The 15,977-nt window shown below is 31.8% G+C and carries 16 protein-coding genes; 8 read left to right on the top strand and 8 right to left on the bottom strand.

Annotated elements, in window-relative coordinates; translation table 11 throughout:
* Positions 1–41: 41 nt before the first annotated feature.
* A complete protein-coding gene (gene mtaB / locus ABD935_RS01285) occupies positions 42–1,367 on the bottom strand; it encodes a tRNA (N(6)-L-threonylcarbamoyladenosine(37)-C(2))-methylthiotransferase MtaB (protein ID WP_345189701.1) in 1,326 nt (441 codons plus the stop codon).
* 174 nt (positions 1,368–1,541) lie between these two features.
* Here mtaB and ABD935_RS01280 point away from each other — a divergent pair, with 174 nt between their 5' ends.
* Positions 1,542–3,161 (top strand): ABC transporter substrate-binding protein, encoded by a 1,620-nt coding sequence (locus ABD935_RS01280; protein ID WP_345189700.1) that lies wholly within the window; start codon positions 1,542–1,544, stop codon positions 3,159–3,161.
* 153 nt (positions 3,162–3,314) lie between these two features.
* Here ABD935_RS01280 and ABD935_RS01275 read toward each other — a convergent pair whose 3' ends face one another.
* From ABD935_RS01275 to ABD935_RS01260, 4 genes are all read right to left on the bottom strand, one after another.
* Positions 3,315–3,671 (bottom strand): hypothetical protein, encoded by a 357-nt coding sequence (locus ABD935_RS01275; protein ID WP_345189698.1) that lies wholly within the window; start codon positions 3,669–3,671, stop codon positions 3,315–3,317.
* Between the two features lie 9 nt (positions 3,672–3,680).
* Positions 3,681–4,595, bottom strand: a complete 915-nt coding sequence (locus ABD935_RS01270) for a TolB family protein (RefSeq protein WP_345189697.1) — start codon at positions 4,593–4,595, stop codon at positions 3,681–3,683.
* Between the two features lie 167 nt (positions 4,596–4,762).
* The gene (locus tag ABD935_RS01265) at positions 4,763–5,938 is read right to left on the bottom strand and encodes a GlmU family protein (protein WP_345189696.1); all 1,176 of its coding nucleotides are present in this window, start codon (positions 5,936–5,938) and stop codon (positions 4,763–4,765) included.
* Between the two features lie 127 nt (positions 5,939–6,065).
* Positions 6,066–6,317, bottom strand: coding sequence for a type B 50S ribosomal protein L31 (locus ABD935_RS01260; protein WP_345189695.1), 252 nt, complete (start codon positions 6,315–6,317; stop codon positions 6,066–6,068).
* A 223-nt stretch (positions 6,318–6,540) separates the two neighbouring features.
* Here ABD935_RS01260 and ABD935_RS01255 point away from each other — a divergent pair, with 223 nt between their 5' ends.
* The 7 genes from ABD935_RS01255 (at position 6,541) to ABD935_RS01225 (ending at position 13,563) form a co-directional block, all read left to right on the top strand.
* A complete protein-coding gene (locus ABD935_RS01255; protein WP_345189694.1) occupies positions 6,541–7,071 on the top strand; it encodes a DUF4199 domain-containing protein in 531 nt (176 codons plus the stop codon).
* Between the two features lie 35 nt (positions 7,072–7,106).
* On the top strand, positions 7,107–8,057 hold the full coding sequence (locus ABD935_RS01250; protein ID WP_345189693.1) for a glycosyltransferase family 2 protein: 951 nt from the start codon (positions 7,107–7,109) through the stop codon (positions 8,055–8,057).
* Between the two features lie 99 nt (positions 8,058–8,156).
* Positions 8,157–9,887, top strand: a complete 1,731-nt coding sequence (locus ABD935_RS01245) for a phospho-sugar mutase (protein ID WP_345189692.1) — start codon at positions 8,157–8,159, stop codon at positions 9,885–9,887.
* Positions 9,887–11,722, top strand: a complete 1,836-nt coding sequence (locus ABD935_RS01240; RefSeq protein WP_345189691.1) for an ABC transporter ATP-binding protein — start codon at positions 9,887–9,889, stop codon at positions 11,720–11,722. Before ABD935_RS01245 ends, ABD935_RS01240 begins: the two co-directional genes overlap by 1 nt.
* Positions 11,723–12,014: 292 nt before the next feature.
* Positions 12,015–12,557: an RNA polymerase sigma factor gene (locus tag ABD935_RS01235; protein ID WP_345189689.1), complete on the top strand. Its 543-nt coding sequence runs from the start codon at positions 12,015–12,017 to the stop codon at positions 12,555–12,557.
* A gap of 45 nt (positions 12,558–12,602) precedes the next feature.
* Entirely contained in the window at positions 12,603–13,106 is a 504-nt protein-coding gene (locus tag ABD935_RS01230) for a hypothetical protein (protein ID WP_345189687.1), read from the top strand.
* 13 nt (positions 13,107–13,119) lie between these two features.
* On the top strand, positions 13,120–13,563 hold the full coding sequence (locus ABD935_RS01225) for a Spy/CpxP family protein refolding chaperone (protein WP_345189685.1): 444 nt from the start codon (positions 13,120–13,122) through the stop codon (positions 13,561–13,563).
* Positions 13,564–13,641: 78 nt separating this feature from the next.
* On the opposite strand, the gene ABD935_RS01220 is transcribed toward ABD935_RS01225, so the two are convergent.
* The 3 genes from ABD935_RS01220 to ABD935_RS01210 form a co-directional block, all read right to left on the bottom strand.
* Positions 13,642–14,235, bottom strand: a complete 594-nt coding sequence (locus tag ABD935_RS01220; protein ID WP_345189682.1) for an SCO family protein — start codon at positions 14,233–14,235, stop codon at positions 13,642–13,644.
* Positions 14,236–14,314: 79 nt separating this feature from the next.
* The gene (locus ABD935_RS01215; RefSeq protein WP_345189680.1) at positions 14,315–14,791 is read right to left on the bottom strand and encodes a toxin-antitoxin system YwqK family antitoxin; all 477 of its coding nucleotides are present in this window, start codon (positions 14,789–14,791) and stop codon (positions 14,315–14,317) included.
* Between the two features lie 93 nt (positions 14,792–14,884).
* The gene (locus ABD935_RS01210) at positions 14,885–15,688 is read right to left on the bottom strand and encodes a YHYH protein (protein ID WP_345189678.1); all 804 of its coding nucleotides are present in this window, start codon (positions 15,686–15,688) and stop codon (positions 14,885–14,887) included.
* Positions 15,689–15,977: the final 289 nt, after the last annotated feature.

Raw genomic sequence — 15,977 nt, 5'->3', positions numbered from 1 at the left:
ATATATAAAATCTGAAGTTAGTAGCTTCAGATTTTTTTGTTTTATATCGCCAGTTCATTAACAAACTCAAGCCTTACCAAACCATCGTCATCAATTTTAGTCAGTTCCACTTGGTGTAACGTATTTACTAATTTTGGATTCCAGGGTGCTTTTACTTTTACATAGTTTTCTGTAAATCCTTGGATATAACCTTCTTTATTTTCACTTTCAAACAAAACCGTTCTTGTCGCTCCAATCTGGCTTTCATAAAACGCGCGACGTTTTTTAACTGATAAGCCTCTTAACATTTTACTTCGCTTGCTCCTTACATTATTTGGCACAACATCTTCCATTTCAGCGGCTTCAGTGTTATCACGCTCTGAATATGTAAATACATGCAAATATGAAATACCCAAGCCGTTCAAGAAATTATATGTTTCTAAAAAATGTTCATCGGTTTCACCAGGAAAACCAACAATAACATCAACTCCAACACACGCATGCGGCATGACTTCTTTTATTTTAGAAACCCTATCCACATACAATTCGCGCATATAACGGCGTTTCATTTTTTTAAGTATGTCGTTGTTTCCTGATTGTAACGGAATATGAAAATGAGGCACAAATGCCCTTGATTTTGAAACCAAATCAATCGTTTCGTTTTTTAACAGATTGGGCTCAATTGAGGAAATTCTTAAACGCTCAATACCTTCTACTTTATCTAATTCGGTAACTAAATCTAAAAATGTATGTTCATGTTTTTTATTGCCAAACTCCCCCTTACCATAATCGCCAATATTAACACCTGTTAATACAATTTCCTTGATATTTTGCTTTGATATTTCTTTAGCATTTTTCAAAACATTCTCCATGGTGTCACTTCTCGAAATACCACGTGCCAATGGAATCGTACAATACGTACATTTATAATCGCAACCATCCTGAACCTTTAAAAAGGCACGGGTTCTATCTCCAACAGAATAACTTCCAACATAAAAATCGGCATCTTCTATTTCACAGGAATGTACTTCTCCGAAATCGTTTTTAGAAAGGTCGTTTATATAATCTGTAATCTTGAATTTCTCAGTAGCACCAAGCACCAAATCCACACCATGAACGTCTGCCAAATCTTGTGGTTTTAGTTGTGCATAACAGCCAACAGCAGCCACAAAAGCATCTGGGTTCGATTTTTGTGCTTGTTTTACAATGGTTTTAAATCGCTTATCTGCATTCTCGGTTACCGAACAGGTATTTATCACATAAATATCTGCTTTTTCAGAAAAATCGACTCTATCAAACCCTTCATTATTAAAATCCCTGGCAATTGTTGATGTTTCCGAAAAATTCAGTTTGCAACCTAAAGTATAAAATGCGACTCTTTTATTCATTTGCTTTTTGTCATTCTGAACTTGTTTCAGAATCTTATAAAATTTACCTTTACATTTGTCATTTTAGATGAAATAAAATTTCGTTTAAGAGATATTTCGACTTTAGCTTATCTTGAGCGAAGTCAAAAGGCTAAAAAATGACATTAGCGTGCAAATTTACAACTAATAAGTTATATGATAAAACATGTTTCACAACAAATAATTAGCTATTTATCAATTAGTTGTATTGCATTATTCTTTTTTTCATGTGGAAACAATTCGAACTCAGACAAAGACCATTTAGTGTTTCGCTATAATGAATACGCAAACATCAATACTTTAGACCCTGCTTTTTCAAGAACGTTACAAGACAATTCGGTTTGTAATCAATTATTCAATGGTTTGGTGCAATTGGATAGCGATTTGAATATTCTACCATGCATTGCCAAAAACTGGACTATTTCTGATGATGGCCTTACGTATTCATTTTCATTACGTGAAAATGTCTATTTTCATAAACATCCTTTATTTGGAAAAGATTCTACCAGAACAGTTATTGCTCAGGATTTCAAGTACAGCCTTAACCGTTTAAGAGATGAAAAAATTGCTGCTCCCGGAAGTTGGGTTTTAAATAAAGTGGAAGATTTTAAAGCTATCAACGACACCCTTTTTGAGATGACTTTAAAACAACCATTCCCTGCTTTTATAGGGTTGCTGACCATGAAATATTGTTCGGTTGTTCCAAAAGAAATAGTTGAACATTATGGTAGTGAATTCCGTTCTAAACCCATTGGCACAGGACCTTTTAAATTTAAGCGTTGGGAAGAAAACATCAAACTCGTTTTTAGAAAAAATCAAAACTATTTTGAGAAAGACGAAACAGGCAAGCCACTACCCTATTTAGAAGCTGTAGCAGTTACTTTTTTACCCGATAAACAGAGTGAATTCTTGCAGTTTGCTCAAGGCAATATTGATTATATATCTGGGTTAGACGCCTCATATAAGGACGAACTATTAACAGCAGATGGACGGCTTCGAGATTCCTATGCTGAAACTGTTAATATGATCAGGGGACCATATTTAAATACAGAATATTTAGGATTCTATTTGGGTTCTAGCACTCCAGAAATACAATCAGAATTAATTAGAAAAGCCATTAACTATGGTTTTGATAGAAAAAAAATGATGATTTATTTACGAAACGGCATTGGAAACCCTGCAAATGGCGGTTTTATTCCTATTGGGCTTCCTGGCTATAATAAATCCATTGGTTTTTCATACCAACCAGAAAAGGCAAAGCAATTAGTCGAGCAGTTTAAAAAAGAAAGCGGTATAACCAATCCTGAAATAAGTTTAGTAACAACAAGTAATTACCTGAGTTTTTGTGAATTTATTCAACGAGAATTAGAAAAAACAGGACTAACAATTAACGTTGATGTGATGCCCGAGGCTACTTTAAGATCAGCTAGATCAAACGGAAAAGTAGACATGTTTAGAAGCTCTTGGGTTGCTGACTATCTAGATGCAGAAAATTATTTATCTATATTTTACAGCAAAAATTTTGCTCCAAATGGGTCTAACTATTTTCACTATAAAAGCACTCAATTTGACAGTTTATATAATAGAGCGTTTAATGTAACACATATTGAAGAACGAAAACATTTATATACAACCATGGATTCTTTGGTTATGCAAAAAGCGCTTATGGTACCTTTATTTTATGATGAAGTGGTTCGTTTTACTAGAAAAAATGTAAAAGGTTTAGGTATTAACCCTATTAATTTATTGGATTTAAAACGGGTAAAAAAAGATTAATACCAATTCTACATTGAAATTACTGTAAAAGAAATTGATGATTTTTTTCTTTATACGAAGTAGAAAAGTAAAGCATAGCCATATCCCGATAGCTATCGGGAACGGTTTCCTTTTATATTGATATAGAAAGGAAGAAAGGGCATTTTATTGCGGTCATTTCAATGCAGAATTGGTATAATTATCGTCTTCTATATGTTTACCAATATCATTGATTTCATCTTTAATAACTAGAACAGACTTTTCCCATTGTCTTTTCAACACTATATAGAATAAACCTGGAAATGAAATCCCAAATGAAATGGCTATTATACTTAAACTAAATAAACTGTCCCAATTAACACTTAAATCAAATAGCTCATCTGCAACTGCAACAACAGCTCCACCAACTGCTGACCCTGCATAATACAGACCAATTCCTAATAGACCATACAACCATCTGTTCCTATAATAGTCTTGCGCCAGTTCATAATAATATTTACCAATAAAGAAAATCACCAAAATCCCTAACATAAATTCTTCTTAGTTTTTTACAAAATAATAAATATCATCATCTCCCTTTCCGCCTACGCGCTTGGATACAAAATAACCAGATGTATTATCTGAATTCATAATTAGGGATAAATCATCTTTATTGCTATTTAAGGGTTTTGGTAACTTTACAGCTTTTTGAAAAACTCCCGATTCATTCATTTTGCTTTTATAAATATCAAATCCGCCATAACCACCAGGTCTATTTGATGCAAAATACAGAATGTTTTCGGCACTCATAAATGGAAACATTTCTCTACTATATGAATTAGCTTTACTACCTAAGTTTTTTGGCGTACTATATTCGTTTTCACCAAAAATATCTACCATAAAAATATCCGAACCTCCCTTAGTTGTTTCTTTTCCACCTCTAAGATTTGAAGTAAAATAAAGTGCTTTTCCATCATAACTCAACGCAGGGTGTGCATAGGAATATTTTGGATTACAAAAAGGCAGAACTTTAAAGTTAGTCCAACCTAAACCAGCTTTAAATTCTCCAACTTTAATATGAAAATTGGTTTCTTTAAAATCGCCTTTAGGCATATTTTTTCTAGTGTAATGAGTTGTTATATAAATTAATTTTCCATCGGGAGAAATAGCAGCACTGGTAATTCCAGCAATCTGCGCCTTTGAGTCTATTTGTATAGGATTAACATTTATAATACTTCGTTCCTCAGACAAATCTGCTTCAAAAACGGTTAATACAGGATTACCTTCATACCTTTTCACCTTGCCTCTTTTATCAATAAAATAAGATGTATAAATGATTTTATTATCACCAAAAGGCATTAAACCAAAGTGTGCATTTTCAGTATTTATTTTTAAATTTTTAACGGTATAATCTTCAGTTTGCGAAAAACTTAAGACACTACTTAAAAAGATGATATAATAGAATTGTTTAAGCATAAAGCATTGTACTATACACAAATATACAAATCTTTAGCTAGTATTAATCTCACAAATACTTAAGAGTAAAGCGGAAATACTAAAAACAAGGAAAATTGGATTGGCAAAGTTTTCAAAAGCTTCTTTACAAAACGTCATGAAATGCTAGAAAGGCAAGGTGCTAACCATTACTCTCTTCTGTACTTTTTGGTTTCTTCAAATACATGTTCCAAAATAGCTTGGTCTTGTTCCGAAAATTCAATACCGCGTCTGGACATCACTACTTTAGCAACTTCAAACACTTTTTTGGTTAAATAAGTAGTGAAGCCACTACTGCCACCCCAGCTAAAGCTTGGTACAAAATTTCTTGGAAATCCACTACCATAAATATTAGCACTTACTCCTATAACAGTCCCTGTATTAAACATGGTATTGATACCACATTTACTATGGTCTCCCATCATAAGCCCACAAAACTGCAATCCTGTTTTTGCAAAACCTTCGGTCTGGTAATCCCACAAACGGACTTCAGCGTAATTGTTTTTTAAATTAGAATTGTTAGTATCTGCTCCTAAATTACACCATTCGCCTAAAACAGAATTCCCTAAGAAACCATCATGTCCTTTATTAGAATATGCAAAAAGAACAGAATTATTAACCTCTCCACCAACCTTACTATAAGGACCAATAGTGGTAGGGCCATAAATTTTAGCTCCCATTTTAACCGTGGCATTTTCACATAAAGCAAATGGACCACGTACACTAGAACCTTCCATGATTTCTGCATTTTCACCTATATATATAGGACCATTGCTCGCGTTAAGTGTTGCAAACTCTAGTTTAGCACCTTCTTCTATAAAAATATTTTCTGGTGCTAAAATATTATTGCTCGCAGGAATAGGTTGCGATGTTCTATCTTTTGTTATAAAGTTAAAATCATCTTGAATAGCTTCTCCGTTTTTAGAAAAAATATCCCAAGTATTTTCAATTTTAATAATAGCGTCACTAAATTCAATAGCTTCATATGTATCGAAATCAATATCGTCTTGTGTTTCTTTAGTAAAAAACGCAATCACATCTTCTCCGTTAAAAATAGCCTGATTTTCTTTTAAACTCTTAATTCTTTCTATTAATTCTAAATTAGGCAAATAGGATGCATTAATCATAACATTCTCATCCATTTCTACCATTGGATATTTATCAGATAAATAATCTTCTGTAACGGTTGTAGTCGTAGAATCTAAAAAAGATTCCCACTTTTCTCGAATAGTTAAAATGCCAACACGTATATCTGCAACTGGTCGCGTAAATGTAAAGGGTAACAAATTGTTTCGCGAAGGACCATCAAATAGAATATAATTCATAATAAAATTAGAAGTTTTATGTCTTTCAACTTTTTTTCATACGTTCAAAAATAGGCTAATTCTATAAAATAAAAAAGCCTTCAGTTTTAAATATGAAGGCTTAAATATATAATTACTTTACTGAAGTTTATTTTTTAAACTTAGCGTATTTAGTTTTGAACTTATCAATACGACCTGCTGTATCTACTAATTTAGATTTACCAGTGTAGAAAGGATGAGATGTTCTAGAAATCTCCATTTTAACTAATGGGTATTCAACACCATCAACATCAAGAGTTTCGTTAGTACTTGCAGTAGATTTTGTTAAAAACACATCATCGTTAGACATATCTTTAAATGCTACTAATCTATAATTTTCTGGGTGTATACCTTTTCTCATCGCTAAATGCTTTAATTCTTTTCAATTTTGGAAGTGCAAATTTAAGTATTTTTTATAAATGAACAATATTTTTTTTAATTTTTATTTTGATTCCTATTTCCATGGAAACAACAATTTAAACGAAAACCATAAAGCGCTGCTAAAAGCCATTTTTTTTTATTTAAATGTAACGTTTCCCTATCTTTGATTACTAACTATACAACTAACAAATTAATTAAATATTATGGAAAAATCTTTAAAATCAATGGCTACTAATTATGGTTTGTATTTAGGAGTAGCATTAACTTTACTAACTGTTTTATCTTACGCTATAGATTTAACTCTTATGACCAATATGTGGTATGGGATATTCATCCTTTTAGTTGTTATCGTTTTCGGAGTTATTTCGGTTGCTAAAACCAAACAAGCACAAAACGGATTTGCATCTTTTAAACAAGCTTTCTCATCTTATTTTATAACAGTGGTCATTGGATTGGCAATAAGTACTTTTGTTTCATATTTATTATTCAATTTTATAGACCCTGAAGCTGCTGCTACTATAAAAGAGCAAACTATAGAAAAAACAGTTGAATTGCTAGAAGGCTTTAATACACCTACCGATGTTATAGCACAATCCGTAGAACAAATTGAATCTCAAAATCAATATTCTATTGGTAATATTTTAAAAAGTCTAGCGGGTTCTTTAGTGCTTTTTAGCATTATAGGGTTAATAGTTGCTGCGGCATTGAAAAAAAGTAATCCAGACGCCGAATAAATTCAGTATTTTTGAATTTTATATTTTGAAACTAAATGAATATATCTGTAGTTATACCACTACTTAACGAACAAGAGGCTTTAAAGGAATTACATAGTTGGATTGCTAAAGTGATGCTTTCCAATCAGTTTTCATACGAAATTATTTTTATTGATGATGGCAGCACAGATGATTCATGGAGCATTATCTCTAAATTATCAAAGCAAGATAAAAATGTAAAAGGTATTCGCTTTTTAAAAAACTTTGGAAAATCTCAAGCTTTACATGCTGGTTTTGAAACAGCTCAAGGCGATGTAATCATTACTATGGATGCCGATTTACAAGACAATCCAGACGAAATTCCAGAACTTTATAACATGATTATAAACGATGGATTTGATTTGGTTTCAGGCTGGAAAAAGAAACGATACGATTCGGTTATTTCAAAAAATCTACCTTCAAAATTATTCAATTGGGCAGCAAGAAGAACATCCGGTGTTAAATTGAATGATTTTAATTGCGGACTTAAAGCCTACAAACTTGATGTTGTAAAAAACATTGATGTTAATGGAGAAATGCATCGCTATATACCCGTACTTTCAAAAAATGCTGGATTTACAAAAATTGGCGAAAAAGTGGTACAACACCAAGCACGAAAATATGGCGTAACAAAATTTGGGATGAATCGCTTTATACATGGATTTCTTGACTTAATAACCATTTGGTTTTTATCACGTTTTGGCAAACGCCCTATGCACTTATTTGGAGCCTTAGGATTTATAATGTTTGCCATTGGTTTCGGGTTTGCTCTATATCTTGGTATTGATAAATTATTTTTAAACCCAATGGGAAGACTCATTACAGAACGCCCTCAATTCTATATATCACTTGTAACCATGATTATTGGTACTCAGTTTTTTGTTGCTGGTTTTTTAGGCGAAATCATTTTACGCACAAAACAAGACAAAAAGCGTTATTTAATTAAAGATGAATTAAATTTAAGTTAGAATAAATCAAAAATGGTTTCATTTATTTCAAAATGATGTCTTTTTGAAAATTATTCTTTCACAATTGATTACTTTTGCAATCTAATTTTTATACAACTTATGATACACATTGAACCAAAAATCTTAGACAGAATAAATGCATGGCTAACTCCTGCTTTTGATGAAAAAACGCAAACAACCATCAAAGAAAGCATTGCCAATAACCCTGAAGATATTCAAGAAAGTTTTTATAAAGATTTAGAATTTGGTACTGGTGGTATGCGAGGCATAATGGGCGTAGGAACCAATCGTATAAATAAATATACTTTAGGAAAAAGCACCCAAGGTTTAAGTGATTATTTACACAAATCATTTCCAAATGAAACACCAAAAGCTGTTATTGCTTACGATTGTAGACATAATAGTAAAACCTTAGCAAAAGTTGTTGCCGATGTATTTTCGGCAAATGGTATCGAGGTTTATTTATTTGAAGACTTAAGAGCAACTCCTGAATTATCTTTTGCAGTTAAGCATTTAAATTGCCACTGTGGTATTGTTTTAACGGCATCTCATAATCCTCCAGAATATAACGGCTACAAAGTATATTGGCAAGATGGTGGACAATTAGTCCCTCCACATGATAGTGCTGTGATTAATACGATTGATGCTTTGGAATATTCAGATATTAAATTTGAAGCTAATAATAATCTTATACATTATATAGGAAAAGATGTTGATGATGTGTTTATTGGTGCTTCAGTTGAAAATGGATGCGTCGGTGCAAAACAACCGGCTAAAGATGACTTGAAAATTGTTTTTACATCACTTCACGGAACTTCAATTACAGCAGTTCCAGAAACGCTAAAACGTGCAGGTTACAAAAATGTACACATTGTAAAAGAACAAGAAGTGCCTGATGGCGATTTCCCAACAGTAAAATCACCAAATCCAGAAGAACCAGCTGCTTTAAAAATAGCCTTGGAATTAGCTGAAAAAGTAGGTGCGGATATTGTTATTGGTACTGACCCCGATTGTGATAGATTAGGCGTGGCAGTGCGTAATTCTAAAAACGAATTGCAATTGCTTAACGGAAATCAAACCATGTTGATGATGACAGATTTCTTGTTAAAACAATGGAAATCAGAAGGAAAAATAAAAGGCAAAGAATTTATTGCGTCTACAATTGTATCAACACCTATGCTAACCAATTTAGCTAAATCGTATGGCGTTGACAGTAAAATTGTATTAACTGGATTTAAATGGATTGCTAAACTGATTCATGATTTCCCAGAATTAAATTTTGTTGGTGGAGGGGAAGAAAGTTTCGGATACATGGTTGGCGATTTTGTTCGCGATAAAGATGCGGTAACCTCTACCCTATTAGCTTGTGAAATTGCAGCGATTACCAAATCAAATGGTAGTTCTTTTTACGATGAACTTATCAAACTTTATGTAGAGCATGGTTGTTATAAAGAAAAATTGGTGTCATTAACTAAAAAAGGTATTGAAGGTGCCGAAGAAATTAAACAAATGATGACTGATGCTCGTGAAAACCCAATTAAAGTAGCTAATGGCTCTAAGGTTGTTAAACTTGAAGATTATGATTTATCGGTGTCTAAAAACATGATTACTGGTGAAGAAAGCAGTATTGATATTCCGAAATCGAATGTTATTATTTACTATTTAGAAGATGGAAGCCAAATTGCTTTGAGACCAAGTGGAACAGAACCAAAAATAAAATTCTACGTGAGTGTAAATACGCCATTAAAATCTGTAGAAGATTATGATGCTGTAGAAGCCAAACTCGATGCTAAAGCTGATGCTATTTTAAAAGATATGAATCTTATTTAATGAATCACTTTTTTAACATTCTAAGGTACGCAAAACCTTATAAACATTATGCAATAGGACACATTATATCTAATGTGTTTTTTGCTTTATTTGGCACATTATCATTCGTTGCCTTAAAACCTATGCTAGATGTTATTTTTGAAAAAGGAAATATCCCTCCTTCAGAAAAGCCAATATATACTGGTTTTATGGAAATTGGTGAATATGCTGAAAATTCTTTGGCGTTTATGATGAATGAATTCACAGGTGGCGATAAATCTAAAGCTTTATTATTCGTTATTGGATTGATTATAGTAATGTTCTTGCTTAAAAATATTGCTGGTTATTTAGCAAATTACTTCTTAGTATTTCTGCGCAATGGTGTTATAAGAGATCTAAGAAATAAGGTTTACAAAAAAACCATAGAATTACCCTTATCTTATTTATCAGAACAAAAAAAGGGGGATATTTTATCAAGAGTTACTGCGGATGTATTCGACTTGCAATATTCATTTTTATCTGTACTCGAACTTATCATAAGAGAGCCTTTAACTATTATATTTACCATAATAGCGATGCTTATAATCAGTCCACAACTAACGTTATTTGTATTTATTTTCATTCCAATAATGGGAATTATTATCTCAAGAATAGGAAAAAGTTTAAAACGTAAATCTGATAGAGTACAGAAAGAACAAGGTGTGTTTTTATCTACTTTAGAAGAAACCTTAACAGGGTTACGAATCATTAAAGGTTTTAGTGCAGAAAACAAATTCAATGAAAAATTTCAAGAATCCACCACCCGATTTTATCATTTTTCAAACAAGCTTTTAAACAGGCAAAATTTAGCATCGCCAACTAGCGAATTTCTAGGTATTCTAATGATTGCTGTCATTTTATGGTATGGTGGGAATTTAGTGCTTGGTGGAGATACAAACTCATTATTAAACGGCAGTACTTTTTTGGTGTATATGGGATTATCATATAATATTTTAACGCCTGCAAAAGCCATATCTCGTGGACTTTACAACATTAAAAAAGGTGGTGCTGCTGCAGAACGTATTCAAGAAATTATAGATGCACCTAATCCTTTAAAGGATAAACCAAATGCTATTGAAATAGACGGTTTCAACAATCAGATTGAATTCAAAAATATCTTTTTCAAGTATCAAGACGAATACGTTTTAAAAGATTTTTCATTAACTATTCCAAAAGGAAAGACCGTAGCATTAGTTGGACAATCAGGAAGCGGAAAATCAACAATAGCAAACCTCATCACCAGATTTTACGATGTCAATGAAGGTGAAATTTTAATTGACGGTACTAACATTCGTAATTTAACTACAAGTTCATTACGCAGTCAATTAGGCATTGTAACCCAAGACGCTATTCTTTTTAATGACAGCATCAAAAACAACCTAAAACTAGGAAAAGACGATGCCACTGATGAAGCCATTATTGAAGCTCTAAAAGTTGCCAATGCTTGGGAATTTGTTAAAGATTTACCTGAAGGCATAGAAACCAATATAGGCGATGCTGGCAATAAGCTTTCTGGTGGACAAAAACAACGTTTAAGTATTGCGAGAGCGGTTGTTAAAAGTCCTCCTATTATGGTTTTAGACGAGGCAACTTCTGCTCTAGATACCGAAAGTGAACGCCTTGTTCAAGTAGCTTTGGAAAACATGATGAAAAACAGAACATCCATTGTTATTGCACACCGATTATCTACCATTCAAAGTGCAGATGAAATTATAGTACTGAACAAGGGAGAAATAGCGGAACAAGGAAAACACAACGAACTTATAGCCAAAAATGGTATTTATAAAAAGCTTGTGGATATGCAGAGTTTTGAATAACAATTAAGGGTGTATAAATAAAAAAAGGATAGAGATTTGGGGGCTTCTATCCTTTTTTCGTTTTTGTTAGACTTGGGGAAGACTAACAACATAAGTAGGTTTCTGGTACAAACATAAAACATAAATACATATGCTACAAGAAAAAATGTATTTAATCGTTATTTAATTACGCTTTATCGATAAAATAAATAGTAAATCATTGAATTTCAATCATTTACTATTTTTATAAAAATCTTTAAAAAACTGCTTAAACTTTTAGTATATTCATTAGTCTAAAGACTAAACAATTTTTGTGACCGACGAAGCACAACTATTAGAACAATTAAAATCTGAAACCCATAAGAATCAAGCCTTTAAAGCACTATTAACGCTTTATAAGGAACGTTTATATTGGCACATACGAAATATTGTAAAATCTCATGATGATGCCGATGATGTCCTTCAAAACACGTTCATAAAAATTTTTAAGAACATTAATAATTTTAAAGGAGATAGTAAATTGTTTTCCTGGATGTATCGTATTGCCACTAATGAATCCATCACATTTATTAATAAAAAAGCAAAACGATTACAAGTCAGTAATGAAGAAGTTCAAAACTTGGCAATTAATAATTTAGCATCAGATGTTTATTTTGAAGGTAACGCCATTCAACTTAAACTTCAACGAGCCATTGCAACTTTGCCCGAAAAACAACGATTGGTTTTCAATATGAAATATTTTGAAGACTTAAAGTATAAAGATATGTCTGAAATACTAGAAACCAGCGAAGGTGCATTAAAGGCATCTTACCATATTGCAGTAAAGAAGATTGAAGCCTATTTAACTCATAATTAAACCTTTTGAATCTATTTTAGTCAAAGAGGCAATAGCAATTAAGTAATGAAAAACAAAAATTTACATAACATAAAATCTGCGGGATTTAAAACCCCTAAAGATTATTTTGAGTCTTTTGATGACAAAATTTTCAGTAAATTGAATAAGGAAAATCATTTAGAATCCATTAAAAAAACTGGATTTAAAGTACCTGATGATTATTTTGAATCTTTAGATGAACATATTCTAGATAATAATTTAAGTGAGAAAGAAACTAAAGTAATTCAACTATTTTGCAAAAGAAACTTAGTTTATATATCAAGTATTGCCGCTGCTATACTATTATTATTTAATCTTTCTATTTTTGAAAATACACCATCTTTTAATACTTTAGATATAGAAACAGTTGAAAATTATATTTTAGATGAAAACATTAGTTCTTATGAAATTGCAGCATTATTAAGTGATGAACATGAAGAAAACATTATAATTGACTATTCGATTGACGAAGATAACATTGAAGAATATCTATTAAATAACGCTGACATAGAAGCGCTAATGATAGAATAATACATATAATATAATGAAAAAACTACTCCCCATCATATTCTTTCTGTTTGTGTCATTGAACATAACAGCACAAGACAAGAACAAAGAACGTATAAAAGCCTTAAAGGTATCTGTAATTACTGAAAAGCTTGACCTAACTGAAAAAGAAGCACAACAGTTCTGGCCTATTTACAATGCACATGAAAAAGAAACTTCTGAAATTAGATTTAAAGAGGTGAAAGCCATTAGAAAAGAAATAAGAGAGCACAGTGATACCATGACTGATGAAAAGGCTAACGAACTATTAACAAGATTGAAAAAAGCTGAAATTAAAATGCATAATTTACGCATGGAATTTGCCAATAATCTTTCAGGTATTTTATCTCCAAAAAAAATAATTCTTCTCAAAATAGCTGAAGATGATTTTAAAAAGAAAATGTTTGAAGAGTTGAGAAAAAGAAGAAAAGAGAGAGGTTAGTAATATCCTTATTCTGAGTAATTTTTATGTCAAGAACATCATAAAAATACAGCAAATATTTATTACGGTAGTCATTTACTAAATTTCCCTCTTAAGTATATTGATATGCCGCTTTAAGCGTTCCACATCAATCTCCAAAGTACCATTATAAACCCCTCGTATATAACCGTCTTTATCAACTAAAACAAAATTTTCGGTATGTATAAAATTGCTTTCATCTTGAGTTTTGGTAAAATCTTCATCAGCAAAATAGCCAGTTCTTGCCATATTATAAAGCGCATCTTTATCGCCAGTTAACAAATGCCATTTTTCAGGATTCACATTATTTTTCGACCCATAATCTTTTAAAACAGAAACAGAATCTTTCCAAGGCATTACGGTATGGGACAGTAATTTTATAGCGTCATCATTTTTATAACCCTCCTGTAAAATTGCCATGTTTTTAGTGAGTTTCGGACAAATACCAGGGCAACTTGTAAAGAAAAAATCTGCTATATATATACAGCCTTTATAGGTCATATTAGTAACCGTTTCTCCATTTTGATTTATAAATGAAAATTCTGGGATTTTATGATTTGGTTTGTCCCATTCTGGAGTAAAATCTGCGGTATTGAAATAGGGCAAACTTAAAACGGACTGTTCAGCCTTCTTTTCTTTACAAGAACAAAACATTATCAGCAGTAAAAAACTTATATATTTCAATTTAAAATTCATTGCACAATTAATAAGATTCCTGCCTTCACAGGAATTATCATTTAACTTCATCACTATCAATTGTTACTGTATAGCATTTCTTTAACCCAATCAATCCAAAGCGTTCATTATTTACGACTTCATAATTAGCTTTAATAGTGCCATCATTTTTCCACATACGTTGACGACCTATTTCTTTTCCAGCAATGTAATTGAAATCTCTAAACATTTTACCGTTCTTGTACCACTCTTTTACAATACCATGAAATTCACCTTTATCATTAAAATGATATTCAAACTTTTGAGTTCCATCGTTCCACCAAGATTTATGAATCCCAGTTTTAAAACCTTCTTTATAAAAACGCTCAATCAATTTATCTCCGCTTCTATACCATTGCTTTTCATATCCGTGTTTCCTGCCTTCAACATATTCAATTTTAGACTTAAATGTTTCAGTTTCATAATAGGTAACTAATACACCATTAAAAGGGCTTTTATTAAAAAACAAAACTCCATTATCTAACTTCAAATCCATATCCGAAGCATCTACAATTTGTGACTTAGAAGATGTATTACAACTAAAAGTTATTAGACAAATAATGGCGATATATAAACGATTTATTTTCAATTAACGAGATATGTTTCCAGCTGTTCCAAAATAGCCATTACCATTTATATAAGGGTCTTGATTGGTAATGTGATAATGATAAATCCCATTAGGAAAATCTGGTGTTGCTGAAGTATGCCCATGATAAGCATCTAAATCACTATTTGTTATGGTTTTTCCATTTTCAATTGGGCCGTAAACAGGAAACCCATCTGATAATAATCCTAAAAAGGCATCTTCTCCAAATTGTTGAGTTAAATATGTTGGTTCAATATGATAATGGTATTGATCTCTGCCCGTTGGATGCCCTAAATACTGATCGAAAGAATTAATTTCATTGGTTAATGGTTGGTTTGGCCCAGCATATTGATTAAAAAATACCACACCATTTCTTGAAATACCAATAGGTCCTAAAGGAGTTGCTTGTTTACTAGATGCCTCTTTGGGATTAAGTGTGATGGTAAACACAATGTTTTGCTCTGCAATTTCATTCGGGTTTTTATTCCAACTGGAATTTGTTCCACTATAAACCTCATAAAGTGGGTTGCTGGTTGGCCAATATGGACTTGAATGGTTTGGTAAATCAGCAGTCGTAAATGTTACTGTATTTCCACTAACCTCATACGACAACCCAGTACCTTCAAACTTTGAAAGCACAGAAGTGATATCATAATCTGTATCGTCAACCATTTCTTCGTCATCATCATCCATTTCATCAGTAACACTATCATCACTACCGCTACAAGCTACCAATGTGAAAATACCTAACATTATTATACCAGTTATTCCTATTATTCCTATTGGCTTTTTAAATAGTTTTTTCATATTTAATTTTTTAAATTTATCTTTTTCCTATAACAATTTCTGCTGTATTTTCATTATCAATTTTCGCGTCTTTACTAAAATTATAGACCATAACTATGTTTAAAACAAGTAATATTATTACTATGATAAACAATAAGGTAATTATTAATTTACTTCGGTTAGACTTCATTGTCTTTAATATGGAACTCATTTAAACTTTTAGATGCCACTATCAAAAAAAACTTGCGCTTAAACTAGAATTTATTTAATGAACTACCTCGACCCAAGGGTACGAGGTAGTTCATTAACT

Source organism: Algibacter agarivorans, from assembly GCF_039543245.1.
In the GTDB taxonomy this organism is placed as follows: domain Bacteria; phylum Bacteroidota; class Bacteroidia; order Flavobacteriales; family Flavobacteriaceae; genus Algibacter_G; species Algibacter_G agarivorans.
The sequence above is the reverse complement of the archived record's forward strand: the minus strand, read 5'-3'. Positions and strand labels throughout refer to the sequence as shown.